This is a genomic window from Acidovorax sp. PRC11 (genome assembly GCF_031844105.1).
GTDB lineage: Bacteria > Pseudomonadota > Gammaproteobacteria > Burkholderiales > Burkholderiaceae_C > Paracidovorax.
Window position 1 is genome coordinate 87,034 of record NZ_JAUZUQ010000016.1, and the last position, 23,967, is coordinate 111,000.

Here is a 23,967-nt window from a genome sequence, read left to right on the forward strand (position 1 = left end):
GGATGCCCGGGCTCCCGTCGCCGCTCCACCTCTCCAGCCTACATCGCCACGGCGCGGACCACCATCCGCATCCAGTCCCACCCGCCCAGCACCGGGCGGCGAATCAGGCTGTCCCCCCGCAGGGCCTCGACCTTGTCGAGGATGCGCAGCCCGCCCTGCACCACCAGGCGCAGTTCCCAGCCCATGCGGCCCGGCACCTGGTGCACCAGGGGTGCGCCTTCGTCCATCAGCGCCCGGGCCCACGCCGCGGCGTCGGCCACCAGGGCGCGGGCCCGAGGGTCGAGCGGCTGCTGCTGGAGGAGCGCGCGCTCCACGCCGAACCGCGCCAGGTCGGCATCGGCGAGATAGTGCCGGCCCCGGGGCAGGTCCACGCTGAAGTCCTGCCAGAAATTGATGAGCTGCAGCGCGGTGCAGATGGCATCGCTGCGGGCCAGCGCCCGGGCGTCGTGGATGCCGTAGAGGTGCAGCAATAGCCGCCCGACCGGGTTGGCGGACCGCCGGCAGTAGTCCAGCAGCCCCTCCCGGTCCGCATAGGTCAGGCCGCCCGCCGTCCGCACGATGTCCTGCGTGAACGCGCTCAGCAGGTCCGCCAGCAGCGGGACGGGAAGCGCATGCCCGCGGATCGCCCCCTGCAGCGGCCCGAACACGGCGGCCCAACGCGCCCCGGGCGGGTGGCCGGCGGCGATGCGGTGCAGTTCCGTGCCGTACTCCGCCAGCGCCGCCAGCCGCTCCGGCGGCGTCGCATCGCCCTCGTCCGCCAGATCGTCCGCCGTCCGGGCGAAGCCGTAGATGGCCGCGATCGGCGCGCGCAGCGCGGGCGGGCACAGCCAGGACGCCACCGGGAAATTCTCGTAATGCGTGACGGGCTGGGCGCGCCACGCGGCCGCCCCCTCCTCCGGCGCAGGCGGCGTGCCGGCGGGCGCGAGCGGCCCCGCCAGCGGCGGCGTGGCCGCGAAAGTCACGGGCGCCCCGGGCGCTGCGGGCGGCTCGGCCGGGCCCGGAATGCCCGGGTCGCGTCCTGTGGAAAGTGGCGTGGTCACCGGCCGATTGTCGCTTGACGCTGCCGGGTCTTTCACCTAGATTACTAACCAGTCAGTCATTAACCGTTCCTATCGGGAATTCCCATGCCGCTTCTCGTGCAGCCCCGGACCTCCAGGCGCCCTCGCCCCTCTCAGCCCCCACGTGGGGCTTTTTCGTGGCGCCGCGCGCCCGGGCGGCAGTGGGTGGTGATCGCATCGGTCGCGGCGATCCTGGCGCTCGGCGCCTGTTCGCGAAAGGAACCGCCGCCGGAACCGGTGCGCTCGGTCAAACTGCTCACCGTCGGCACGTCGACCCTGCACACCCGCGCGGAATACGCCGGGGAAGTGCGCGCCCGCATCGAGTCCCGTCTGGGCTTCCGCGTGGCGGGCAAGATCGTGCAGCGGCAGGCGGAACTCGGGCAGCGCGTGCAGGCCGGCCAGGTGCTCGCGCAGATCGATCCGCGCGACTACCAGCTGTCCGCGGACGCGGCACGCGCCCAGGTGGCCTCGGCCCAGACCCAGCGGGATCTGGCGGCGGCGGATTACCAGCGCTTTTCCGCGCTCAAGGCGCAGAACTTCATCAGCGGCGCCGAGCTCGACCGGCGTTCGGCCACGCTGAAGGCGGCCGAAGCCTCGCTCGAACAGGCGCGGGCCCAGGCGGCCTCGCAGAGCAACCAGACGCAGTACACGCGGCTCGTGGCCGATGCGGCCGGCGTGGTCACCGGCATCGACGCCGAGCCCGGCCAGGTGGTCGCGGCCGGCACGCCGGTCGTGCGGATCGCCCAGGACGGGCCGCGCGACGTGGTGTTCTCGGTGCCCGAAGACCGGCTCGCCCGCATCCGCCCCGGCCAGACCGTGACCGTGCGCACCTGGACGGGCGGCGGCGTGCTGCCGGGCCGGGTGCGCGAAGTGGCCGCGAGCGCCGATCCGGTCACGCGCACCTTCCTCGCCAAGGTCGCCATTGAATCCGACACGCCCCCGCCCCTGGGCGCCACGGCCTACGTGACGCCCGACGGGGCCGCGCAGGGAGCGCCGCAGGCCATCAAGCTGCCGACGAGCGCGCTGCGCCAGGAAGGTTCGCAGACCGCCGTCTGGGTCTACGAGCCGGGCAGCGGCACGGTGCGCTCGCAGGCCGTGCAGATCGCGAGCGCGGACGGCAACGAGGTGGTGGTGGGCAGCGGCCTCGCGCCGGGCATGCAGGTGGTGTCCGCCGGCGTGCACGTGCTCTCCCCGGGGCAGAAGGTGCTGGTCTACCAGCCGCGCGCTTCCCGCGGCGGCGAAGGCCCGGCCGCCACGCCCGCTTCCGCACCGGCCCCGGCCGCATCCGGCGCCTCCCCCGCGGCCTCCGCGGCCTCTGCCACCGCACGCTGAGGCCCCCATGGAAAACGCGACGCAGCAGCCGCCCACCGGCGGATTCAACCTGTCCAAATGGGCGCTGGACCATCCCGCGCTCACACGCTACCTGATGGTGGTGCTCATGCTGCTGGGCGTGGGCGCCTACTTCCAGCTCGGCCAGGACGAGGACCCGCCCTTCACCTTCCGCGCCATGGTGGTGCGCACCTACTGGCCCGGTGCCACCGCGCAGCAGGTGGCGGAACAGGTCACCGACAAGCTCGAACGCACGCTGCAGGAGGTGCCGTACGCGGACCGCATGCGCAGCTACTCGAAGCCGGGCGAGTCGCAGATCATCTTCGAGCTCAAGGACTCATCGCCGCCCGGCGAGGTGCCCAACGTCTGGTACACGGTGCGCAAGAAGATCGGCGACATGCGCGCCACCCTGCCCCAGGGGGTGCAGGGCCCGTTCTTCAACGACGAATTCGGCGACGTCTACGGCGTGATCTACGCGCTGGAGGCGGACGGCTTCACCCCGGCCGAAGTCCGGAACTTCGCGGACGACGTGCGCCAGCAGCTGCTGCGCGTGAAGGACGTGGCCAAGGTCGAGCAGTTCGGCATCCAGGACGAGAAGATCTACATCGAGATCTCGCAGAAGCGGCTCGCCCAGCTCGGCCTGGACATGAACCAGGTGCTGTCCCAGCTCGGCCAGCAGAACGCGGTCGAGAGCGCCGGTACCATCCAGACGCCGCAGGACCAGGTGCAGATCCGCGTGGCGGGCCAGTTCGGCGCCGTCGAGGACCTGCGCGCCATGCCGATCCGGGGCGCTTCGGGCGCGCAATTGCGCCTGGGCGACATCGCCGAGGTGCGCCGCGGCTACGTCGATCCGCCCAGCATCAAGGTGCGGCACCAGGGCCGGGAAGTGGTCGCGCTGGGCGTGTCCATGGCCAAGGGCGGCGACATCATCCGGCTCGGCGAATCGCTCCATGCCGCCGCACGGCGCATCGAGCAGACCCTGCCTGCGGGCGTGCGCCTCGTGAACGTGCAGGACCAGCCGCGCGCCGTGTCCTCCTCCGTGAACGAATTCGTCAAGGTGCTGATCGAGGCGGTGGTGATCGTGCTGGCCGTGAGCTTTCTGAGCCTGGGGCTGCACCAGCGCCCCGGCCACCATCCGTTCTGGCGGCGCTGGACGCTGGACGTGCGGCCCGGCCTCGTGGTGGGCATCACGATCCCGCTGGTGCTGGCCGTCACCTTCCTGGCCATGTGGTACTGGAAGATCGGCCTGCACAAGATCTCGCTGGGCTCGCTCATCATCGCGCTCGGCCTGCTGGTGGACGACGCGATCATCGCGGTCGAGATGATGGTGCGGAAGATGGAGGAAGGCTACGACAAGGTCCGCGCCGCCACCTTCGCCTACGAGATCACGGCCATGCCGATGCTCACCGGCACGCTGATCACCGCCGCCGGCTTCCTGCCGATCGGCCTGGCCAAGTCGGTCACCGGCGAATACACCTTCGCGATCTTCGCGGTCACCGTGATCGCGCTGGTGCTGTCGTGGCTGGTATCGGTGTATTTCGTGCCGTACCTCGGCACGCTGATCCTCAAGGCGCCCGCGCATCCGAAGGCGGAGGCGCACCCGCCCGCCGAAGGCTCCGAAGCCGGCAGCGCCGCGGACACCACCGCCGCGCAGGGCCCGCACGAAGTCTTCGACAGCCGCTTCTACAACACGTTCCGCCGCGCCGTGGACGCCTGCGTGGAACACCGCTGGATCACCATCGGCGTCACGGTGCTGCTGTTCGTGCTGGGCATCGTGGGCATGGGACGCGTGCAGCAGCAGTTCTTCCCCGATTCGAGCCGGCCGGAAATCCTGGTCGATGCCTGGTTCCCCGAAGGCACCTCCTTCGCCGCCAACGAAGAGCTGCTCAAGCGCATGGAAAAGCGCCTGCTCGCCGAGCCCGGCGTGACCTCGGTGAGCACCTGGATCGGCTCGGGCGTGCCGCGCTTCTACCTGCCGCTCGACCAGGTCTTCCCGCAGAGCAACGTCTCGCAGATCATCCTGCTGCCGCAGGATCTGTCGCGGCGCGAAGAACTGCGCCATTCGCTGCCCGCCCTGCTCGCGCAGGAATTTCCCGAAGTGCGCGCCCGCGTCAAGCTGCTGCCCAACGGCCCGCCCGTGGCCTATCCCGTGCAGTTCCGCGTGATCGGCAGCGACCCGGCGCGGCTGCGCCGGCATGCCGACGAAGTCCGCGCCATCCTGCGCGAGCATCCGCTGATGCAGGGCGTGAACGACAACTGGAACGAGTCCGTCAAGACGATGCGCCTGGAGATCGACCAGGACAAGGCGCGCGCCCTCGGCGTGACCAGCCAGTCCATCGCGCAGGCCGCGCGCACCGTGTTCACCGGCACCACCGTGGGCCAGTACCGCGAGGGCGACCGGCTGATCGACATCGTCTTCCGCCAGCCGCCGGACGAGCGCCAGGCCATCACCGACATCGCCAACGCCTACCTGCCCACGGCGTCCGGGCGGGCGATTCCGCTCACGCAGATCGCGCGGCCGGTGTTCGTGTGGGAGCCGGGCGTGATGTGGCGGCAGAACCGCGAATACGCCATCACCGTGCAGGGCGACGTCGTCGAGGGCCTGCAGGGCGCCACCGTCACCGGATCGCTGCTGCCCGGCCTGCGCCAGCTGGAGTCCCAGTGGCACGGCGCGGGCGACACCGGCTACCGGATCGAGGTGGCGGGCGCGGTGGAGGAAAGCTCCAAGGGCTCCGCCTCGATCGCGGCGGGCGTGCCCATCATGCTGTTCATCACCTTCACGCTGCTCATGCTGCAGCTGCACAGCTTCAGCCGCGCGGTGCTGGTGTTCCTCACCGGGCCGCTGGGCATCGCCGGGGTCGCGGGCGCGCTGCTGCTGCTCGGCCGGCCGTTCGGCTTCGTGGCGCTGCTGGGCGTGATCGCGCTCATGGGGATGATCCAGCGCAACTCGGTGATCCTCATCGACCAGATCGAGAGCGACCGGGCGCGCGGCGTGCCCGCCTGGGACGCCATCGTGGAATCGGCCGTGCGCCGGCTGCGGCCCATCGTGCTCACCGCGGCGGCCGCCGTGCTGGCGATGATCCCGCTGTCGCGCAGCGTGTTCTGGGGCCCGATGGCCGTCGCCATCATGGGCGGGCTGGTCGTCGCCACGGTGCTCACGCTGCTGGCCCTGCCGGCCATGTACGCGGCCTGGTTCCGCGTGCGGCGGCCCGAAACGCCCCCTGCACCTGCAGCCTGAAAGGAACGCAGCCCGCCGACAGGGTAAAATCGAGGGCTAACCAATTTCAGGAAAGCGGCGGCCTCCCCGGTCCGCCGCTTTTTGTCGGTGGTCCGCTGGAGACGGCGGTTGAAAGCCAAGTGGAAAAAGCGCGGGTGGCGAAATTGGTAGACGCACCAGGTTTAGGTCCTGACGCCAGCAATGGTGTGGGGGTTCGAGTCCCCCCCCGCGCACCACGCACAACACGGTGAGGCAGTCCCGGCACGGGACGGCTGTCACGGTCCCATTACATAGAGGAAGAGCCATGGCCGTTACTGTTGAAACCCTTGAAAAGCTCGAGCGCAAGATCACGCTGAGCCTGCCCCTGACCACCATCCAGACGGAAGTGGACTCGCGCCTCAAGCGCCTGGCCCGCACGGTGAAGATGGACGGCTTCCGTCCCGGCAAGGTGCCGATGAACGTCGTGGCCCAGCGCTACGGCTACTCCGTGCAGTACGAAGTGCTGAACGACAAGGTCGGTGAAGCCTTCGCCCAGGCCGCCAACGAAGCCAACCTGCGCGTCGCCGGCCAGCCCCGCATCACCGAGAAGGACGGCGCCCCCGAAGGCCAGATCACCTTCGACGCCGTGTTCGAAGTGTTCCCCGAAGTGAAGATCGGCGACCTCTCCACCGCCGAAGTCGAGAAGCTGTCCGCCGAAGTGACCGACGCCGCCATCGACAAGACCATCGACATCCTGCGCAAGCAGCGCCGCACGTTCGCGCAGCGCGCCCAGGGCACGGCCGCCGAAGACGGCGACCGCGTGACCGTGGACTTCGAAGGCAAGATCGACGGCGAGACCTTCTCCGGCGGCAAGGCCGAGGACTTCCAGTTCCTGGTCGGCGAAGGCCAGATGCTCAAGGAATTCGAAGACGCCGTGCGCGGCATGAAGGCCGGCGAGAGCAAGACCTTCCCGCTGGCGTTCCCCGAGGACTACCACGGCAAGGACGTGGCCGGCAAGACCGCCGACTTCCTCGTCACCGTGAAGAAGATCGAGGCCGCCCACCTGCCCGAAGTCAACGAGCAGCTGGCCAAGTCCCTGGGCATCGCCGACGGCACCGTCGACGGCCTGCGCGCCGACATCAAGAAGAACCTCGAGCGCGAAGTCAAGTTCCGCCTGCTGGCCCGCAACAAGCAGGCCGTGATGGAAGCCCTGGTCTCCAAGGCCGAGCTGGACCTGCCCAACGCCAGCGTGCAGTCCGAGATCGCCCGCCTGCTCGAAGGCGCCCGTGCCGACCTGAAGCAGCGCGGCATCAAGGACGCCGACAAGGCCGAGATCCCCGAGGACGTGTTCCGTCCCCAGGCCGAGCGCCGCGTGCGCCTGGGCCTGGTGGTGGCCGAACTCGTGCGTGCCAACGAACTGCACGCCACGCCCGAGCAGCTGAAGGCCCACGTGGACGAGCTGGCCGCCAGCTACGAGAAGCCCGAGGACGTGGTCCGCTGGTACTTCGGCGACCGCCAGCGCCTGGCCGAAGTCGAGGCCGTCGTGGTCGAGAACAACGTCACAGCCTTCGTGCTGGACAAGGCCAAGGTCACCGACAAGGCCATCTCCTTCGACGAACTGATGGGCCAGGGCTGATGCCCCGGCGCCGGTGCCGCCCTTTTCGGCGCGCCGGCCCTCCCGTCCCCATGGGGCTTGTGCTGGCGAGCACAGGCCCCAATTCATTTCTCGGTACAGTATCTGCATGACTGGAGAAAAAATGAGCGCACTGGAAACCCAGGCCCTGGGCATGATCCCCATGGTCATCGAGCAGTCGGGCCGCGGCGAGCGGTCCTACGACATCTATTCACGCCTGCTCAAGGAACGCATCGTGTTCCTGATCGGCGAGGTGAACGACCAGACGGCCAACCTCGTGGTGGCGCAGCTGCTGTTCCTCGAGAGCGAGAACCCCGACAAGGACATCTCGTTCTACATCAACTCCCCGGGCGGCAGCGTCACGGCGGGCATGGCCATCTACGACACGATGCAGTTCATCAAGCCGGACGTGTCCACCATGTGCCTGGGCTTCGCGGCCAGCATGGGCGCCTTCCTGCTGGCGGCCGGCGCCAAGGGCAAGCGTTTTTCGCTGCCCAATTCGAAGATCATGATCCACCAGGTGCTCGGCGGCGCCCGCGGCCAGGCGACGGACATCGAGATCCACGCCCGCGACATCCTGCGCACCAAGGACCAGATGAACCGCATCCTGGCCGAGCGCACCGGACAGCCGCTCGACAAGGTCAAGGCGGACACCGAGCGCGACTACTTCCTCACCGCCGACGAAGCCAAGGAATACGGCCTCGTCGACCAGGTCGTCGCCCAGCGGCCCTGATCCGAGGCGGCGTTGCCTCCGGCGGCGCCTGCCGGCTCCCTCCGGCACGGCGCCGTTTTCCATTTCGTTATCATCCCTGCAACGTCCTGCAACACGAGGCAATGCCCACATGGCCGAGAAAAAAGGCTCTTCCAGCGAAAAAACCCTGTATTGCTCCTTCTGCGGCAAGAGCCAGCACGAGGTCAAGAAACTGATCGCTGGCCCGTCGGTATTCATCTGCGACGAGTGCATCGATCTCTGCAATGAAATCATCCGCGACGAGCTTCCCGCCGCCGAAGGGGCGCGCGACTCCCGTGGCGACCTGCCCACGCCCTCCGAGATCAAGGCCAACCTCGACAACTACGTGATCGGGCAGGAGGTGGCCAAGCGCACGCTGGCCGTGGCCGTTTACAACCACTACAAGCGGTTGCGCCACAAGGACAAGGCGGGCAAGGACGAGGTGGAGCTCTCCAAGAGCAACATCCTGCTGATCGGGCCCACGGGCTCGGGCAAGACCCTGCTCGCGCAGACGCTCGCGCGCATGCTCGATGTGCCATTCGTGATGGCGGACGCCACCACGCTCACGGAAGCCGGCTACGTCGGCGAGGACGTCGAGAACATCGTCCAGAAGCTGCTGCAGAGCTGCAACTACGAGGTGGAGCGCGCCCAGCGCGGTATCGTCTACATCGACGAGATCGACAAGATCTCGCGCAAGTCCGACAACCCGTCGATCACGCGCGACGTCTCGGGCGAAGGTGTGCAGCAGGCCCTGCTCAAGCTCATCGAGGGCACGATGGCCAGCGTGCCGCCGCAGGGCGGCCGCAAGCACCCGAACCAGGACTTCCTGCAGATCGACACGACCAACATCCTGTTCATCTGCGGCGGTGCCTTCGCGGGCCTGGAGAAGGTCATCGAGAACCGTACCGAGGCCTCCGGCATCGGCTTCGGCGCAGCCGTCAAGAGCAAGAAGCAGCGCTCGCTGACCGAGGTGTTCACCGAGATCGAACCCGAAGATCTGATCAAGTTCGGCCTCATCCCCGAGCTGGTCGGCCGCATGCCGGTGGTCACGGCGCTCGCCGAGCTCAGCGAGGACGCGCTGGTGCAGATCCTGACCGAGCCCAAGAACGCGCTCGTCAAGCAGTACAGCAAGCTGCTGGCCATGGAAGGCGTCGAGCTGGAGATCCGGCAGGCGGCGCTCAAGGCGATCGCCCGCAAGGCACTGGCCCGCAAGACCGGCGCCCGCGGCCTGCGGTCGATCCTGGAGCAGTCCCTGATCGGCACCATGTTCGACCTGCCCAACACCAGCAACGTAGAGAAGGTCGTGGTGGACGAGTCCACGATCGAAGAGAACAAGGCCCCCCTGCTCGTGTACCGGGAAGCCGCCAAGAAGGCCTGAAGCAGCCTCGCGTTCCGGTAAGGGCAGATATTCCTGCGACGGCCGGCCCGGTGGGCCGGCCGGGACCGTGGCGGCCGGCGAGGCGCGCCGCGGGTTGAAAATATCGGCGGGTGGACCATATTCCACTCAGCTTCACAAGGATTCCCATGTCCGGACATACCCCCCTGCCAGACACACCGATCGATCTGCCCCTGTTGCCGCTGCGCGACGTGGTGGTGTTCCCCCACATGGTGATTCCGCTGTTCGTGGGCCGCCCCAAGAGCATCAAGGCCCTGGAACTGGCCATGGACGCGGACCGCCGCATCATGCTGGTCGCCCAGAAGACGGCCGCCAAGGACGAACCGCTCGTCTCCGACATGTTCGACGTCGGCTGCGTGTCCACCATCCTGCAGATGCTCAAGCTGCCCGACGGCACCGTGAAGGTGCTCGTCGAAGGCCAGCAGCGCGCGCGGGTCGCCTCGATCGAGGACCACGAGACGCATTTCACTTCCACGGTGACGCCCGTGCCGCCGGCCGACGGCGACCACAAGCCGAGCGAGATCGAGGCGCTGCGCCGCGCGGTGATGCAGCAGTTCGACCAGTACGTCAAGCTGAACAAGAAGATCCCGCCCGAGATTCTCACCTCGATCGCCAGCATCGACGATCCGGGCCGCCTGGCCGACACGATCGCCGCCCACCTGCCGCTCAAGCTCGAGAACAAGCAGGCGGTGCTGGACCTGGCCGACGTGAAGGAACGGCTCGAGAACCTCTTCGAGCAGCTCGACCGCGAAGTCGACATCCTCAACGTCGACAAGAAGATCCGCGGCCGCGTGAAGCGGCAGATGGAGAAGAACCAGCGCGACTTCTACCTGAACGAGCAGGTCAAGGCCATCCAGAAGGAACTGGGCGAAGGCGAGGAAGGCGCGGACATCGAGGAGATCGAGAAGAAGATCAAGGCCGCCAAGATGCCGGCCGACGCGCGCAAGAAGGCCGAGGCCGAGCTCAAGAAGCTCAAGCTCATGTCGCCGATGTCGGCGGAAGCCACCGTCGTGCGCAACTACATCGAAGTGCTCACGGGCCTGCCCTGGAGCAAGCGCACCAAGATCAAGCACGACCTCGCCAACGCCGAGGAAGTGCTCAACGAGGACCATTACGGCCTCGACAAGGTCAAGGACCGCATCCTCGAATACCTCGCGGTGCAGCAGCGCGTGGACAAGGTGAAGGCCCCCATCCTGTGCCTCGTCGGCCCCCCGGGCGTCGGCAAGACCTCGCTGGGCCAGTCGATCGCCAAGGCGACGGGCCGCAAATACGTGCGCATGGCGCTCGGCGGCATGCGCGACGAGGCGGAGATCCGCGGCCACCGCCGCACCTACATCGGCGCCATGCCGGGCAAGGTGCTGCAGAGCCTCAACAAGGTCGGCACGCGCAACCCGCTCTTCCTGCTCGACGAGATCGACAAGCTGGGCACGGACTTCCGCGGCGACCCGTCGAGCGCGCTGCTGGAAGTGCTCGACCCGGAGCAGAACCACAAGTTCGGCGACCACTACGTGGAAGTCGATTTCGACCTCAGCGACGTCATGTTCGTCGCCACGTCGAACTCGATGAACATCCCCCCGGCCCTGCTGGACCGGATGGAAGTGATCCGCCTGTCGGGCTACACCGAGGACGAGAAGGCCAACATCGCCATCAAGTACCTGCTGCCCAAGCAGATGGTGAACAACGGCGTGAAGGACGAGGAACTGCGGGTCGAGGAAAGCGCCGTGCGCGACGTGATCCGCTACTACACCCGCGAGGCCGGCGTGCGCTCGCTGGAACGCGAACTCTCCAAGATCTGCCGCAAGGTGGTCAAGGGCCTGCAGCTCAAGAAGCTGGAGCCCCAGGTGGTGGTCACGGCGGACAACCTGGCCGACTACCTGGGCGTGCGCAAGCACACCTATGGCCGCGCGGAGCAGCAGAACCAGGTCGGCCAGGTTGTGGGCCTCGCCTGGACCGAGGTCGGCGGTGACCTGCTCACCATCGAGGCGGCGGCCATGCCCGGCAAGGGTGTCATCACGCGCACCGGCTCGCTCGGCGACGTGATGAAGGAATCCGTGGAGGCCGCCCGCACCGTGGTGCGCAGCCGCGCCCACCGCCTGGGCATCAAGGACGAGGCGTTCGAGAAGCGCGACATCCACGTCCACGTGCCGGACGGCGCCACGCCGAAGGACGGCCCGAGCGCGGGCGCCGCGATGACCACCGCCTTCGTCTCCGCGCTCACCGGCATTCCGGTGCGCGGCGACGTCGCCATGACCGGCGAGATCACCCTGCGCGGCGAGGTCACCGCCATCGGCGGCCTGAAGGAAAAGCTGCTCGCGGCCCTGCGCGGCGGCATCAAGACGGTGCTGATCCCCGAAGAGAACGTGAAGGACCTGCAGGAGATCCCGGACAACGTGAAGAGCGGCCTGGAGATCGTGCCCGTCAGGTGGATCGACAAGGTGCTCGAGGTGGCGCTGGAGCGCAAGCCGATCGCCCTCACCGAAGAGGAGATCGCCGCATCCGTTTCCGCGCGCGAAAGCCGCGAGGCGGCCGCCGCCGCGGGCTCCGTGAAACATTGATGCCTTGATGTCGAATTTTTTGGGAACCACCCAAAAAGTGCGCTACAATTCATCCCATCGATGCCAAACGTTGTAGAATGCAAGGCTTCGGTAAATGCGGGAATAGCTCAGTTGGTAGAGCGCAACCTTGCCAAGGTTGAGGTCGAGAGTTCGAGACTCTTTTCCCGCTCCAGACTCCAAAAAAGGGGAAGCCACCGCTTCCCCTTTTTGCCAAGGAAAGCATCTTCGGCGCGGTAGCAAAGCGGTTATGCACCGGATTGCAAATCCGTGTAGGTCGGTTCGACTCCGGCCCGCGCCTCCAGATACTGAAAGCGGCTTGCACACCACGGGGTGACAAGCCACTTGGCAAAAGCACCAGAAAATGGTGCTACAATTCAAGGCTGTTGACGAGGCAACGAATCAACAGCAAACGCGGGAATAGCTCAGTTGGTAGAGCGCAACCTTGCCAAGGTTGAGGTCGAGAGTTCGAGACTCTTTTCCCGCTCCAATTCCTGAACACGCACATGCGCTGTTCAACACAAGAAGGCCCTTCGGGGCCTTTTTTGTTGCCCGGTCGGTGCATGCCGGGAAAGCCCGGCCCCCTCTCCCCCGCCCTCCGTCCGTGGGCCTGCAGTCTCCTGCGGGCGCCGGCCGGGTCCACCGTCTCCCGCATGGGACAATCCCCCGCCATGACACCGGAACAGTACGTCCAACAAAAAGCCGCGGCGTCCGGCAGCAGTTTTTATTACGCCTTCCTGTTCCTGCCGCCGGCCCGGCGTGCGGCCATCACGGCGTTCTATGCGTTCTGCCGCGAAGTGGACGACGTGGTGGACGAGGTGTCCGATGCCGGTGTGGCGCGCACCAAGCTGGCCTGGTGGCAGGCCGAAGTGGCCCGCGCGTTCGCCGGACAGCCCCCGACGCATCCCGTCATGCAGGCACTGATGCCGCACACCGCCCTCTACGGCATCGAAGAGCGCCACCTGCAGGCGGTGATCGACGGCTGCCAGATGGACCTGGAGCAGACCCGCTACCTGGACTTCGCCGGCCTCTCGCGGTATTGCCACCTGGTGGCCGGCGTCGTGGGCGAAGTGGCGGCGCGGATCTTCGGCCCGGTCGACGAGCGCACCGTGCAGTACGCCCACACCCTGGGCCTCGCCTTCCAGCTCACCAACATCATCCGCGACGTGGGCGAAGACGCGATGATGGGCCGCATCTACCTTCCCGTCTCCGAGCTGCAGCAGTTCGACGTGAAGGCCCACGAGATCACCAAGCGCCAGTACTCGGACCGCTTCGCCGCGCTCATGCGCTTCCAGGCCGAGCGCGCCCACGGCCTCTACGACAAGGCGCTCGCGCTCCTGCCGCCCGAGCAGCGGCGCGCGCAGAAGCCGGGGCTGATGATGGCGAGCATTTACCGCACGCTGCTGCGCGAGATCGAGCGCGACCAGTTCCAGGTGCTGCACCAGCGCATCGCGCTCACGCCGCTGCGCAAGCTGTGGCTGGCCTGGAAGATGCAGGCCCTCGGGCGGATGTGATGGGCTCCCGGGCCTGCCCTCCTCTTCCTCCCGCACACGGTTGACGCCCATGCGTGTGGCCGTCATCGGAGCGGGCTGGGCCGGCCTCGCCGCCGCGATCGCTGCCGCGCAGGCAGGGCACGCCGTATCGGTGTTCGAAACCGCGCGCATGCTCGGCGGGCGCGCACGCGCCCTTGCTCCAGCCGCTGGCGCCGACGCCCCCACCCGCCTCGACAACGGCCAGCACATCCTCATCGGCGCCTATGCGGAATGCCTGCGGCTCCTGCGGCTGGTCGGTATCGATCCGGAACAGGCGCTGCTGCGCCTGCCGCTCGCGCTCACCTTCCCGGACGGCTCGGGGCTGCGCTTTCCCGACGCCCCTCCGCCCTGGGATGCGCTCTGGGGCATCGCCACCGCACGGGGCTGGAGCGTGTCCGAGCGTGCGGCGCTGCTGGCGCGCGCGGCGCGGTGGCGGCTCGGCGGCTTCCGGTGCGATCCCCGTGCCACGGTGGCGGACCTCTGCGCGGGCCTCCCCGAGCGGCTGCTGCGCGAATTCATCGATCCGCTCTGCGTGTCCGCGCTCAATACGCCGTGCGGCGAAGCGAGCGGCACGGTGTTTCTGCGGGTGCTGCGCGACAGCCTCTTCAGCGGCCGGGGCGGATCGCATCTCCTGCTGCCCCGGCGCGACCTGAGCGCGCTGTGGCCCGAGGCCGCCGCCGACTGGCTGCGCGCGCGCGGGCATGCCGTGCACCCGGGCCGGCGCGTGCAACGCCTCGAAGCCGTCGCCGTGCCGGGTGCGCATGCCGCCACGCCCTGGCGGGTGGACGGCGACGCGTTCGACGCCGTGGTGCTGGCCACGCCCAGCACCGAGGCAGCACGGCTGGTGGAAGGGGCCGCACAGGCGCTTCCCGCCATGGCGGCCAGCCCCCTGCAGGCCTGGGCCGCACGGGCCGGGGCCCTGCGGTTCACGGCCATCGCCACGGTGTATGCCGAGGCCTCCGCCCCGGGCCCCGGCGCGGCCACGCTGCCCGCACCGATGCTGGCACTGCGCCACGGCCCGGATGCCCCGGCGCAGTTCGTGTTCGACCGGGGCCGCCTCGGCTCCGGCGCAGGGCAGCTCGCTTTCGTCGCGAGTGCCTTCGAAGGGGAACGCGCTGCGCTGGAAGACGCCGTGGTCAGGCAGGCTGCGCGCCAGCTGGCCCTGCCCGGCGTGCGCATCCTGCAGACGGTGGTGGAAAAACGCGCGACCTTCGCCTGCGTGCCCGCGCTGGAGCGCCCGGGCGCCCCCATCGCCGCGGGGCTGCTGGCCTGCGGCGATTACGTGGCGGGCCCCTACCCTGCCACGCTGGAGGGCGCAGTGCTCTCGGGCACCGCGGCCGGCCGGGCGCTGCCGCGATGCCAGGCGCAGGCACAGGCTCCGCTCGGGGCGTCCTGAAGCCGCGCGGCCTAGCCCGAAAAGCCCAACGCCACGGCCGGCTCGCCGCCCGGCCGGGGCAGCACGTCGGCGAGCTTCAGCACCGCCATGCCGGTGTTCCCCCAGAAACGCTCCAGGCTGCCGTCCCGCTCGATCAGCAGCCGCTGCACCAGCGGTTCCAGCGACGTGGTGGCCGGGTCCGCCACCAGCAGGTAGCGCGGCTCCTCGGCGTCCACCGCCCCGTGCGCGGCCTCATTGACCTGCACCACCCAGTCCATGCCGGTCAGCACCTCCAGCACGGGTTCCAGCTGCAGCACGTCCACGCGCAGCGCCTGGGCCAGCTCGCCCGCCGGCAGCCCGCGCCGCGCGGAGCCCCGGGCAGCGTGCAGCTGCTGCAGCACCTCGATCGCGATCTGGAAGCTCCATCCCAGCCGGCTGGCATTGCGCGCGACTCCGGTGAGCAGGCTGGGCAGATAGGCCGCCACCACCGCGCCGAGCAGCACGATGACCCAGGCCACGTAGATCCAGACCAGCAGGATGGGCAGCGTGGCGAACGCCCCGTACAGCACCGAATAGGTCGGCACCGAGGCGATGTAGAGCCCCAGCACCTTCTTGGCCACTTCGATCCCCACGGAGACGAATACCCCACCGGACCACGCATGCCGCCAATGCACCTGCGTATTGGGCACGTAGCGGTAGAGGGCCGCCGTGCCGCCCGCCAGCAGCAGGAACTCGATGGAATCGAACAGCAGCCGGGCGCTGTCCGGCAGCGCGCCTTCGAGGCCGCGGGACGCGCTGGACGCCACCGAGGTGGTCAGCGCCAGGCTCGCCGCGAGCACCAGCGGCCCGAGCGTGATCACGGCCCAGTAGATCAGCACCCGCTGCCCCAGCGGGCGCAGGCGGGGCACGCGCCAGATGTTGTTGAGCGTGCGGTCGATCGTGAGGATGAGCGCCAGCGCCGTGGCCAGCAGGATCGAGAAGCCCGCCACGCCCAGCCCGCTCGCCTTGGCCGCGAACTGGGTGAGGTAGCCCAGCACCTGGCGGGAGATGCTGTCGGGCACCAGGCTGTCCACGAGCCAGCGCTGCAGCCCCGTCTGCAGGGCACCGAAGATGGGGAACGCGGTGAAGATCGCCAGCGCCACGGTGAAGAACGGCACCAGCGCCAGCAGCGTGGTGAACGTGAGGCTGCTGGCCGTCAGGCCCAGCCGGTCTTCCCGGAAGCGCTCGCGCAGCGTCTGCGCGGTCGTGCGCCAGGGAAAGCGCGACAGGTCCGAAAGCACGCTTTCGAAGCGCTTCGCGAGTGGGGCAATGGGCATGGCCGATATGATGCCACTCCGATGACATCTTCCTTCGCGACGGCCGCGGCCGCGCCCGCCCCCGACCCGACCGTGGCCGCCACCCGCTGGCTCGCGGTCGGCAGCCTGCTGGGCCTCATCGTGCTCAGCCTGGCGTGGGAGCTCTGGCTCGCGCCGCTGCGGCCCGGCGGCTCGTGGCTGGCGCTCAAGGCCCTGCCGCTGGCCCTGCCGCTGGCGGGCCTGCTCAAGCACCGCATGTACACCTACCGCTGGGTCAGCCTGGTGGTGTGGCTCTACTTCACCGAAGGGGTGGTGCGCGCCTGGAGCGACGCGCCTCCCGGCCGCTGGCTGGCCTGCGCCGAGATCGTGCTCTGCCTGGGCCTGTTCACGGCCTGTGCGCTGCACGTGCGGCTGCGCCAGCGCCATGTCCGTGCCCATACCGGGGCCGCCGCCTCCCACTGATCCGCTCCGCGGGCCCCTGCGGCCCGCCGTTTTGCCGACCGACACTCTCCGTCCGCTCCGCAGCCTTCCCACCGAACGCCATGCCCTCCTTCCTGCTCGACCACCTGCGCCAGATCGTTGGCGATGCCCACGTACTCACCGAAGGCGACCTTACCGCCTGGGAACAGGACTGGCGCCGCCGCGCCCGCGGCAAGGCCCGCGCCGTGGTGCGACCGGCCACCACCGCGGAGGTGGCGGCCGTCGTGCGGGCCTGCGCCGAGGCCGGCGTGCCCATCGTGCCCCAGGGCGGCAACACCGGCCTCGCGGTCGGATCGATCCCCGATGCCTCGGGCACGCAGATCCTGCTCAGCCTGTCGCGCATGGCCGCCGTGCGCGCGGTGGACGCCGACAACCTCACCATGACCGTCGAGGCCGGCTGCGTGCTGCAGAACCTGCAGGACGTGGCCGAAAAGGCGGGCCTGCTGTTCCCCCTGAGCCTGGCGGCCGAAGGCAGCTGCACCATCGGCGGCAACCTGGCCACCAACGCCGGCGGCACGCAGGTGGTGCGCTACGGCAACACGCGCGATCTCTGCCTCGGGCTCGAAGTGGTCACCGCGCAGGGCGAAGTCTGGAATGGCCTGAAGGGCCTGCGCAAGGACAACACCGGCTACGACCTGCGCGACCTGTTCATCGGCAGCGAGGGCACGCTGGGCATCATCACCGCCGCGACCATGAAGCTCTACCCGCGGCCCGCCGCGAGCCTCACGGCCTGGGCCGCGGTGCCGTCGATGGAGGCGGCCGTGCGCCTGCTCGGCCTCGCGCACCGCCACCTGGGTGCCGGTCTCACCGGCTTCGAAGTGATGGGCCGCTTCGCGCTCGGCCTCGTGGCCCGCCACATGCCGCAGCTGCGCGTGCCCTTCGTCGACCAGGAGGACGTGCCCTATGCGGTGCTGCTCGAGAACGCCGACAGCGAATCGGAAGAGCACGCCCGCGGCCGGTTCGAAGCCCTGCTGGAAACCGCGTTCGAAGACGGCTGCGTGAGCGACGCCGTCGTGGCGGAGAACCTCGCGCAGGCGCACCAGCTCTGGCACATCCGCGAGAACATTCCCCTCGCCCAGGCCGAGGAGGGGCTGAACATCAAGCACGACATCTCGGTGCCGATCTCGCGCATCCCGGAATTCGTCGCCTATGCCGACGACCTGCTCGTGCGCGAGATCCCGGGCGTGCGGCTGGTCAACTTCGGCCACCTGGGCGACGGCAACCTGCACTACAACGTGCAGGCCCCGGCCGAGGGTGATGCCAAGGCCTTCCTGCGCGACGAAGAGAAGCGCGTGAACCACCTCGTCTACGAGGCCGTGGCGCGTTTCGGCGGCTCGTTCTCGGCCGAGCACGGCATCGGCGAATTGAAAGTATCCACGCTCGAGGCCTACCAGTCGCCGGTGGCGCTGTCCATGATGCGGTCGATCAAGCAGGCCCTGGACCCGCGCGGCCTGTTCAACCCCGGCCGCGTGCTGGCGCAGCGTACCTGACGGGAAACCGCCCGCCCCGGGGCGGGCCCGGGCCGGACGCCCTAGAATCGCGGGTTGCCCGCCCAGCCCGGATTGCCATGACCGACCGCCCCATCCGCCACCAGTACGAAGACTTCATGCGCCATGTGTTCACGCATGGCGTGGCCAAGGGAGACCGCACCGGCACCGGCACCCGCAGCGTGTTCGGCCACCAGATGCGATTCGACCTGAACGAGGGTTTCCCGCTGGTGACCACCAAGAAGGTCCACCTCAAGTCCATCATTCTGGAACTGCTGTGGTTCCTGCGCGGCGACCGCAACGTGCGCTGGCTGCAGGAGCGCGGCTGCACCATCTGGGACGAATGGGCGCGCGAGGACGGCGACCTCGGCCCCGTCTACGGCGTGCAGTGGCGCAGCTGGCCGACGCCCGACGGCGGCCACATCGACCAGATCCAGCAGGTGATCGACACGCTGCGCAAGAACCCGGATTCGCGCCGCATCATCGTGAGCGCCTGGAACGTGGCCGAGCTCGACCAGATGTCGCTCATGCCCTGCCACGCCTTCTTCCAGTTCTACGTGGCGCCTCCGCAGGCACCGGGCGAGCGGGGCAGGCTCAGCTGCCAGCTCTACCAGCGCAGCGCCGACATCTTCCTCGGCGTGCCGTTCAACATCGCCAGCTACGCGCTGCTCACCCACATGGTGGCGCAGCAGTGCGACCTCGACGTCGGCGACTTCATCTGGACCGGCGGCGATTGCCACATCTACGACAACCATGTGGAGCAGGTGCAGCTCCAGCTGTCGCGCGATCCCCACCCCTACCCCACGCTGCAGCTGCGCCGCCGGCCGGCGAGCCTGTTCGACTACGAGTACGACGACTTCGAGGTCACGGGTTACCAGCACCATCCCGCCATCAAGGCTCCCGTCGCCGTCTGACCGCAGGCCTCCGGCCCCTTCCTCCCGCCTTTCCGGCTCCGCCATTTCTTCCGAACATCCATGTCCTCCCACGGCTTCCACGTCCATGGACCGCACGACCACGCCGTCGAGCACGCCGCCCAGCACGCCCATTCCGATGCCGGGCACGGCACCATGACCAGCCGCATCGCGATGGCCACGGCGATCATCGCCACGGTGGGCGCCATCTTCTCGTACATGGGCGGCGCCACGCAGGCCAATGCCGGCCTGATCAAGAACGATGCCGCCATCCGCAAGACCGAGGCGGCCAACCAGTGGGCCTACTACCAGTCCAAGAGCACCAAGCAGTCGGTGACCGAACTCGCGCGCGATCTGGCACCCGAAGCCCGCAAACCCGAGCTGCAGGCGAAGCTGGACCGCTACGAACAGGAGAAGAACGACATCCGAAAGAGCGCCGAATCGCTCGAGGCGCAGTCGCTCGCGCTCGACCACCAGAGCGAGGAGCAGATGCACCAGCACCACCGCTGGGCCCAGGCCACCACCGTGCTGCAGGTCGCCATCGCGCTGGCCGCGATCGCCCTGCTCACGCGCCGCAAGTGGCTGGAGCGGGGCATGTACGGCGTCGCGGCCGTGGGCCTGGCCGTCGGCGCCCTGGCGTTCTTCCACATCTGAAGCGGCGCCGCATCCCCATGGACCTGCGAGTCATCTACGCGCGCGCCGCCAATGGCACCATCGGCCGGGACAACGCCATGCCCTGGCATCTGCCCGAAGACCTGGCGCACTTCAAGCAGCTGACCCTGGGCGCCACCGTCGTCATGGGCCGCAAGACCTGGGATTCGCTCCCGCCGCGCTTCCGCCCCCTGCCGGGCCGCGCCAACATCGTCGTCACGCGGCAGGCGGACTGGAACGCGGACGGCGCGCTGCGCGCAGCCAGCCTGGACGAAGCCCTCGGCATCGCCCGGGCGAACGGCGGCGTGGCCTGGATCATCGGCGGCGCCCAGATCTATGCGCAGGCGCTGCCGCTCGCGGACGGCGTCGAGGTGACCGAGATCCACCAGGACTTCGACGGCGATGCGTTCGCTCCCGTCCTCGGGCCGGAATGGCACGAAGTCGCCCGCAGCCCCGTGCAGCAGTCGGCGGGCAGCGGCCTGCCGTTCTCCTTCGTGAGCTACCGGCGGCGCTGAGCCCTGCTCGCACGCCGCCCGCTGCCCCTTTTGTCCGTCCACCGAACTGCCCCATGAAGCTGGCCACCTGGAACGTCAACTCCCTCTCCGTCCGGCTGCCGCAGGTGCTGGCCTGGCTCGCCGACAACCCCGTGGACGCCATCGGCCTGCAGGAGCTCAAGCTGGTCGACGAGAAGTTTCCCTTCGACGCCCTGCAGGCCGCCGGCTACCATGCCGCGAGCTTCGGCCAGAAGACCTACAACGGCGTCGCCCTCCTGAGCCGCTCGCCCCTGCGCGATGTGGTGCGCAACATTCCCGGCCACGAAGACGCCCAGGCGCGGGTCATCGCCGCCACGCTCGACACGCCCGAAGGCCCGTTGCGGCTGGTCAACTGCTACTTCGTCAACGGCCAGGCGCCCGGTTCGGACAAGTTCGCCTACAAGATGCTGTGGCTGGGCGCGCTGCACCGCTGGCTGAAGGAAGAAATGGCGGCCCATCCACGCCTCGTGCTGGTGGGGGACTTCAACGTCGCGCCCGAAGACCGTGACTCCTTCGATCCCGTGGGCCTCAAGGACACGATCCACCACACGGTGGAGGAGCGCACGCACTTCCAGGCGCTGCTCGGTCTGGGCCTGACCGACGCCTTCCGGCTGTTCGAGCAGCCGGAAAAGAGCTTCTCCTGGTGGGACTACCGCATGCTGGGCTTCCAGAAGAACCGCGGCCTGCGCATCGATCACATCCTCGTGAGTGACGCTCTCAGGGCGCGGGTGAGTGCCTGCAGCATCGACCGCCAACCCCGCAAGAATCCGCAGCCCAGCGATCATGCGCCCGTGGTCGTCACCCTCGGGTAACGCGTTCCTGCATTTCTTCTGAGCGGGTCGGTACCACACCCCGAAGCCCGCCTCCCAACGAAAAACGCCGTGGCACTGCCACGGCGTTTTGACGTGGGGCACGAAACCCCAATAATCAGGGCATGGCCTTGTAGCGATCCCGCAGGTCGCGCACCTCGTCGTGGTTGCGCTGGGCACCTTCGGCCTGGCGCTCCACCAGCGTGCGCACGTTGGCCGGCAGCGACGACTTCAGCGCCTTGCGGTAGCGGGCCACCGCGGCATCCTCGCCGCGCTCGCACTCTTCCAGCACGGCCTTGTCGTCGCTGGTACTGAGGGCCGTCTTCACGGACACCCAGCCCCGGTGCAGCGCGCCGGACACGGAGCCGCCGCTCGACGGCTCGCCGCCGTGGTTGCGGATCTCGCGCTCCAGTTCCGCTGCGGCCGAGGCGCATTCGCTGGCGTGGCGCAGCAGGATGCCCTTCAGCTCGGGCGATTCGGCATGCTCGGCCGAGGCGCGGAAGCCGTATTCGCCGTCGCGGCAGGATTCCAGCAGGTCGTCCAGCACGTCCACGACGTCGTCGTTGTCCACCATGGCCGTATCGCCCGTGGTGGACTGCGTCATGCCGCCCACGGCGGCACCAACGCCGGCACCGCCTGCCGTGGTCATGCCACGGTCCATGTCGGTGGTATAGCCGCGGCCGGCGCGTTCCCAGGCGGCGCGGGTGGCGGGGCGGGCCTCGTCCCACTCCATGCCGCTGGTGCCGCGGGCCTGGCCCCAGTCACGTGCCAGATGCGGTTCCACCGTGTCGAAGTCGCCTTCGTAGCGGCCCACGGAGCTCCAGCCCAGCTCGTACGCCGGACGGTACTCGTCATACGTGCGGCCGCCACGGTAGTAGGGCTCACGCTGGTAGCTCTCGCGCCAGTAGGCATCTTCCACGGTGGGGTTCACGGATTCGGCGGCCGCCTTGCCGGCCAGGCCACCGACCACGGCACCTGCGACGCCGCCCACGGCCGCGCCGATCGGGCCACCGAAGGCCCCGGCTGCCGCGCCGGCCACAGCGCCGCCCGCCGCACCAACGCCGGTGCCCACGGGATGGGCGCCGGGTTCATTGGTCAAGGGGTCGCGGTTTGCATCGTTGAAATCCGACATGAATTCGCTCCGGTTGGTTGAACAGTGCCTTCATTCTGGGAGGTCCCGTTTTTCCGGAGGGTCGGCGTGCAGACTCCTGGCCTGTAGGACGTAGCCAGCAGCGTGGATGAGCCAGGGCGCTTCCCGCCTGGCTCCATTGCTCCAGATTCCATAGCACACGCTGCCCTGGCAGCGGTGCATGGAGGGTCTAAACGCCCAGATCCTCGGCGGCGTCGAGCCCCAGTTCCTGGATCTTGCGCGTGATGGTGTTGCGGCCGATGCCCAGGCGCTGCGCCGCTTCCATGCGCCGACCGTGCGTGGCAGCGAGCGCGGTGCGGATCAGGCGCGATTCGAAGCGCCGGGTCAGCACGTCCCAGACCTCGGCCTGGCCGGCCGCCAGCAGCTTCTGGGCCTCCGCCTCCAGTGCCGGCTCCCAGCCGGCGAGGTCGGACACAGCGACGCCCGGAACCCCGGGGGGCACTGGCACCGCCGCCGCAATGGCGACCGAGCCGGCGGATGCGAAGCCGCTGCTGCTGCCGGGAACCTGGCCCTGCCCCGCCGCGGCCAGCCCCGGGGGCCAGGCCGCGAGACGCTCATCCCGCGGGCCCGGGGCCACCGAGGAAGCCACGGCACCGTCTCCCGCTCCGGAGGACGGCGCCAGGGCTTCTCCCCGCACCTCCAGCCCCGTCGCGGCATGGTCCGACGCGATCGGCGCCTCCAGCACTTCCGGCGGCAGGTCCTGCAGCGAAATCACCTGCGCGGGCGCCATCACCGTGAGCCAATGGCAGATGTTCTCCAGCTGCCGCACGTTGCCCGGGAACGCGAACTGTCCCAGGCGGGCCAGCGCCGCATCGGAGATGCGCTTGGGCTCCACGCCGAGCTGCCGCGCGCTCTGCTGCAGGAAATGCCGCGTGAGCATCGGCACATCCTCGTGCCGCTCGCGCAGCGCGGGCAGGCGCAGCCGGATGACGTTCAGGCGGTGGAACAGATCCTCGCGGAACGCTCCGTCCTTGACGCGCTGCTCCAGGTTCTGGTGCGTCGCCGCGATCACCCGCACGTGCGCCTTCACCGCGGCATGCCCGCCCACCCGGTAGAACTGCCCGTCCGACAGCACCCGCAGCAGCCGCGTCTGCAGATCGAACGGCATGTCGCCGATCTCGTCGAGGAACAGCGTGCCGCCCTCGGCCTGCTCGAAGCGGCCGCGCCGCTGCGTCTGCGCGCCCGTGAACGCGCCGCGCTCGTGGCCGAACAGCTCGCTCTCCAGCAGGTCCTTCGGAATGGCGGCGGTATTGATGGCGACGAACGGCCCCTCGGCCACCGGCGAATGCTTGTGCAGCGCCCGCGCCACGAGTTCCTTGCCGGAGCCCGATTCGCCCGTGATGAGCACCGTCACCTGGCTCTGACTCAGGCGCCCGATCGCCCGGAACACGTCCTGCATGGCCGGTGCCTGCCCCAGCATCTCGGGCGTGGCGGTTTGCCGCTCCTCGGTCACCTCCTCGCGCTGGCTCTCCTCCACGGCGCGCCGGATCAGCTCCACGGCCTTGGGCAGATCGAACGGCTTGGGCAGGTACTCGAAAGCCCCGCGCTGGAAGGCCGACACCGCGCTGTCGAGGTCCGAATACGCGGTCATGATGATGACGGGCAGGCCGGGCAACTGCTGGCGCACCTGCTCCAGCAGTTGCAGGCCCGAGCCGCCGGGCATGCGGATGTCGCTGACCAGCACCTGCGGCCCCTGCCGGGCGGGGTCGCCCGCGGCCACGTCGGCCAGCGCGTCCAGCACTTCACGGGGATGGGTGAAACTGCGCGTGGGCAGGTTCTCGCGCGCCAGCGCCTTCTCGAGGACGAAGCGGATCGATGGGTCGTCGTCTACTATCCAGATCGGCTTCATG

The 23,967-nt window shown here is 69.0% G+C and carries 18 protein-coding genes and 4 tRNA genes; 18 read left to right on the forward strand and 4 right to left on the reverse strand.

Translation table 11 applies throughout. From position 1 onward, the window contains the following. Positions 1-38: 38 nt before the first annotated feature. The gene (gene hpnC, locus Q9R47_RS17730; RefSeq protein ID WP_404977169.1) at positions 39-938 is read right to left on the reverse strand and encodes a squalene synthase HpnC; all 900 of its coding nucleotides are present in this window, start codon (positions 936-938) and stop codon (positions 39-41) included. 186 nt (positions 939-1,124) lie between these two features. On the opposite strand from hpnC, the gene Q9R47_RS17735 reads away from it, so the two are divergent. From Q9R47_RS17735 to hpnE, 12 genes are all read left to right on the forward strand, one after another. Further along, the gene (locus Q9R47_RS17735; protein ID WP_311234505.1) at positions 1,125-2,390 is read left to right on the forward strand and encodes an efflux RND transporter periplasmic adaptor subunit; all 1,266 of its coding nucleotides are present in this window, start codon (positions 1,125-1,127) and stop codon (positions 2,388-2,390) included. Positions 2,391-2,397: 7 nt separating this feature from the next. Further along, positions 2,398-5,625: an efflux RND transporter permease subunit gene (locus Q9R47_RS17740; protein ID WP_311234506.1), complete on the forward strand. Its 3,228-nt coding sequence runs from the start codon at positions 2,398-2,400 to the stop codon at positions 5,623-5,625. Between the two features lie 128 nt (positions 5,626-5,753). Continuing rightward, positions 5,754-5,840 (forward strand) — tRNA-Leu (locus Q9R47_RS17745). 68 nt (positions 5,841-5,908) lie between these two features. Continuing rightward, positions 5,909-7,219 carry a trigger factor gene (tig, locus tag Q9R47_RS17750; RefSeq protein ID WP_311234507.1) on the forward strand — a complete coding sequence of 437 codons (1,311 nt, stop codon included), beginning with the start codon at positions 5,909-5,911 and terminating at the stop codon, positions 7,217-7,219. Between the two features lie 121 nt (positions 7,220-7,340). Further along, the gene (gene clpP / locus Q9R47_RS17755) at positions 7,341-7,949 is read left to right on the forward strand and encodes an ATP-dependent Clp endopeptidase proteolytic subunit ClpP (protein WP_311234508.1); all 609 of its coding nucleotides are present in this window, start codon (positions 7,341-7,343) and stop codon (positions 7,947-7,949) included. Positions 7,950-8,058: 109 nt separating this feature from the next. Next, the gene (gene clpX, locus Q9R47_RS17760; RefSeq protein WP_311234509.1) at positions 8,059-9,324 is read left to right on the forward strand and encodes an ATP-dependent Clp protease ATP-binding subunit ClpX; all 1,266 of its coding nucleotides are present in this window, start codon (positions 8,059-8,061) and stop codon (positions 9,322-9,324) included. Positions 9,325-9,470: 146 nt separating this feature from the next. Beyond that, positions 9,471-11,897 carry an endopeptidase La gene (lon, locus tag Q9R47_RS17765; RefSeq protein WP_311234510.1) on the forward strand — a complete coding sequence of 809 codons (2,427 nt, stop codon included), beginning with the start codon at positions 9,471-9,473 and terminating at the stop codon, positions 11,895-11,897. Between the two features lie 96 nt (positions 11,898-11,993). After that, a tRNA-Gly gene (locus Q9R47_RS17770) sits at positions 11,994-12,069 on the forward strand. 55 nt (positions 12,070-12,124) lie between these two features. Beyond that, positions 12,125-12,198 (forward strand) — tRNA-Cys (locus Q9R47_RS17775). Between the two features lie 110 nt (positions 12,199-12,308). Beyond that, positions 12,309-12,384, forward strand: a tRNA-Gly gene (locus Q9R47_RS17780). A gap of 181 nt (positions 12,385-12,565) precedes the next feature. Next, the gene (gene hpnD / locus Q9R47_RS17785) at positions 12,566-13,408 is read left to right on the forward strand and encodes a presqualene diphosphate synthase HpnD (protein ID WP_311234511.1); all 843 of its coding nucleotides are present in this window, start codon (positions 12,566-12,568) and stop codon (positions 13,406-13,408) included. 49 nt (positions 13,409-13,457) lie between these two features. After that, on the forward strand, positions 13,458-14,822 hold the full coding sequence (hpnE, locus tag Q9R47_RS17790; protein ID WP_311234512.1) for a hydroxysqualene dehydroxylase HpnE: 1,365 nt from the start codon (positions 13,458-13,460) through the stop codon (positions 14,820-14,822). An 11-nt stretch (positions 14,823-14,833) separates the two neighbouring features. Here the strand turns inward: hpnE and Q9R47_RS17795 are convergent, their stop codons facing one another. After that, on the reverse strand, positions 14,834-16,117 hold the full coding sequence (locus Q9R47_RS17795) for a YihY family inner membrane protein (RefSeq protein ID WP_311234513.1): 1,284 nt from the start codon (positions 16,115-16,117) through the stop codon (positions 14,834-14,836). Between the two features lie 21 nt (positions 16,118-16,138). On the opposite strand from Q9R47_RS17795, the gene Q9R47_RS17800 reads away from it, so the two are divergent. The 6 genes from Q9R47_RS17800 to xth all read left to right on the forward strand — a co-directional run bounded on the left by Q9R47_RS17800 (position 16,139) and on the right by xth (position 20,970). Then, positions 16,139-16,558 (forward strand): DUF2069 domain-containing protein, encoded by a 420-nt coding sequence (locus Q9R47_RS17800; protein WP_159967948.1) that lies wholly within the window; start codon positions 16,139-16,141, stop codon positions 16,556-16,558. An 80-nt stretch (positions 16,559-16,638) separates the two neighbouring features. Further along, a complete protein-coding gene (locus tag Q9R47_RS17805; RefSeq protein WP_311234514.1) occupies positions 16,639-18,066 on the forward strand; it encodes an FAD-binding oxidoreductase in 1,428 nt (475 codons plus the stop codon). A 77-nt stretch (positions 18,067-18,143) separates the two neighbouring features. Next, positions 18,144-18,977, forward strand: a complete 834-nt coding sequence (locus Q9R47_RS17810) for a thymidylate synthase (protein ID WP_311234515.1) — start codon at positions 18,144-18,146, stop codon at positions 18,975-18,977. Between the two features lie 60 nt (positions 18,978-19,037). Next, positions 19,038-19,628 carry a DUF4337 domain-containing protein gene (locus Q9R47_RS17815; RefSeq protein ID WP_311234516.1) on the forward strand — a complete coding sequence of 197 codons (591 nt, stop codon included), beginning with the start codon at positions 19,038-19,040 and terminating at the stop codon, positions 19,626-19,628. A 17-nt stretch (positions 19,629-19,645) separates the two neighbouring features. Continuing rightward, positions 19,646-20,140, forward strand: a complete 495-nt coding sequence (locus Q9R47_RS17820) for a dihydrofolate reductase (protein ID WP_311234517.1) — start codon at positions 19,646-19,648, stop codon at positions 20,138-20,140. Positions 20,141-20,193: 53 nt separating this feature from the next. Continuing rightward, positions 20,194-20,970: an exodeoxyribonuclease III gene (gene xth, locus Q9R47_RS17825; RefSeq protein WP_311234518.1), complete on the forward strand. Its 777-nt coding sequence runs from the start codon at positions 20,194-20,196 to the stop codon at positions 20,968-20,970. A 115-nt stretch (positions 20,971-21,085) separates the two neighbouring features. Here xth and Q9R47_RS17830 read toward each other — a convergent pair whose 3' ends face one another. Both Q9R47_RS17830 and ntrC read right to left on the reverse strand, forming a co-directional pair. Beyond that, a complete protein-coding gene (locus Q9R47_RS17830; protein ID WP_311234519.1) occupies positions 21,086-22,099 on the reverse strand; it encodes a PA2169 family four-helix-bundle protein in 1,014 nt (337 codons plus the stop codon). Between the two features lie 187 nt (positions 22,100-22,286). Continuing rightward, the gene (gene ntrC, locus Q9R47_RS17835; RefSeq protein ID WP_311234520.1) at positions 22,287-23,966 is read right to left on the reverse strand and encodes a nitrogen regulation protein NR(I); all 1,680 of its coding nucleotides are present in this window, start codon (positions 23,964-23,966) and stop codon (positions 22,287-22,289) included. Position 23,967 lies beyond the last annotated feature (1 nt).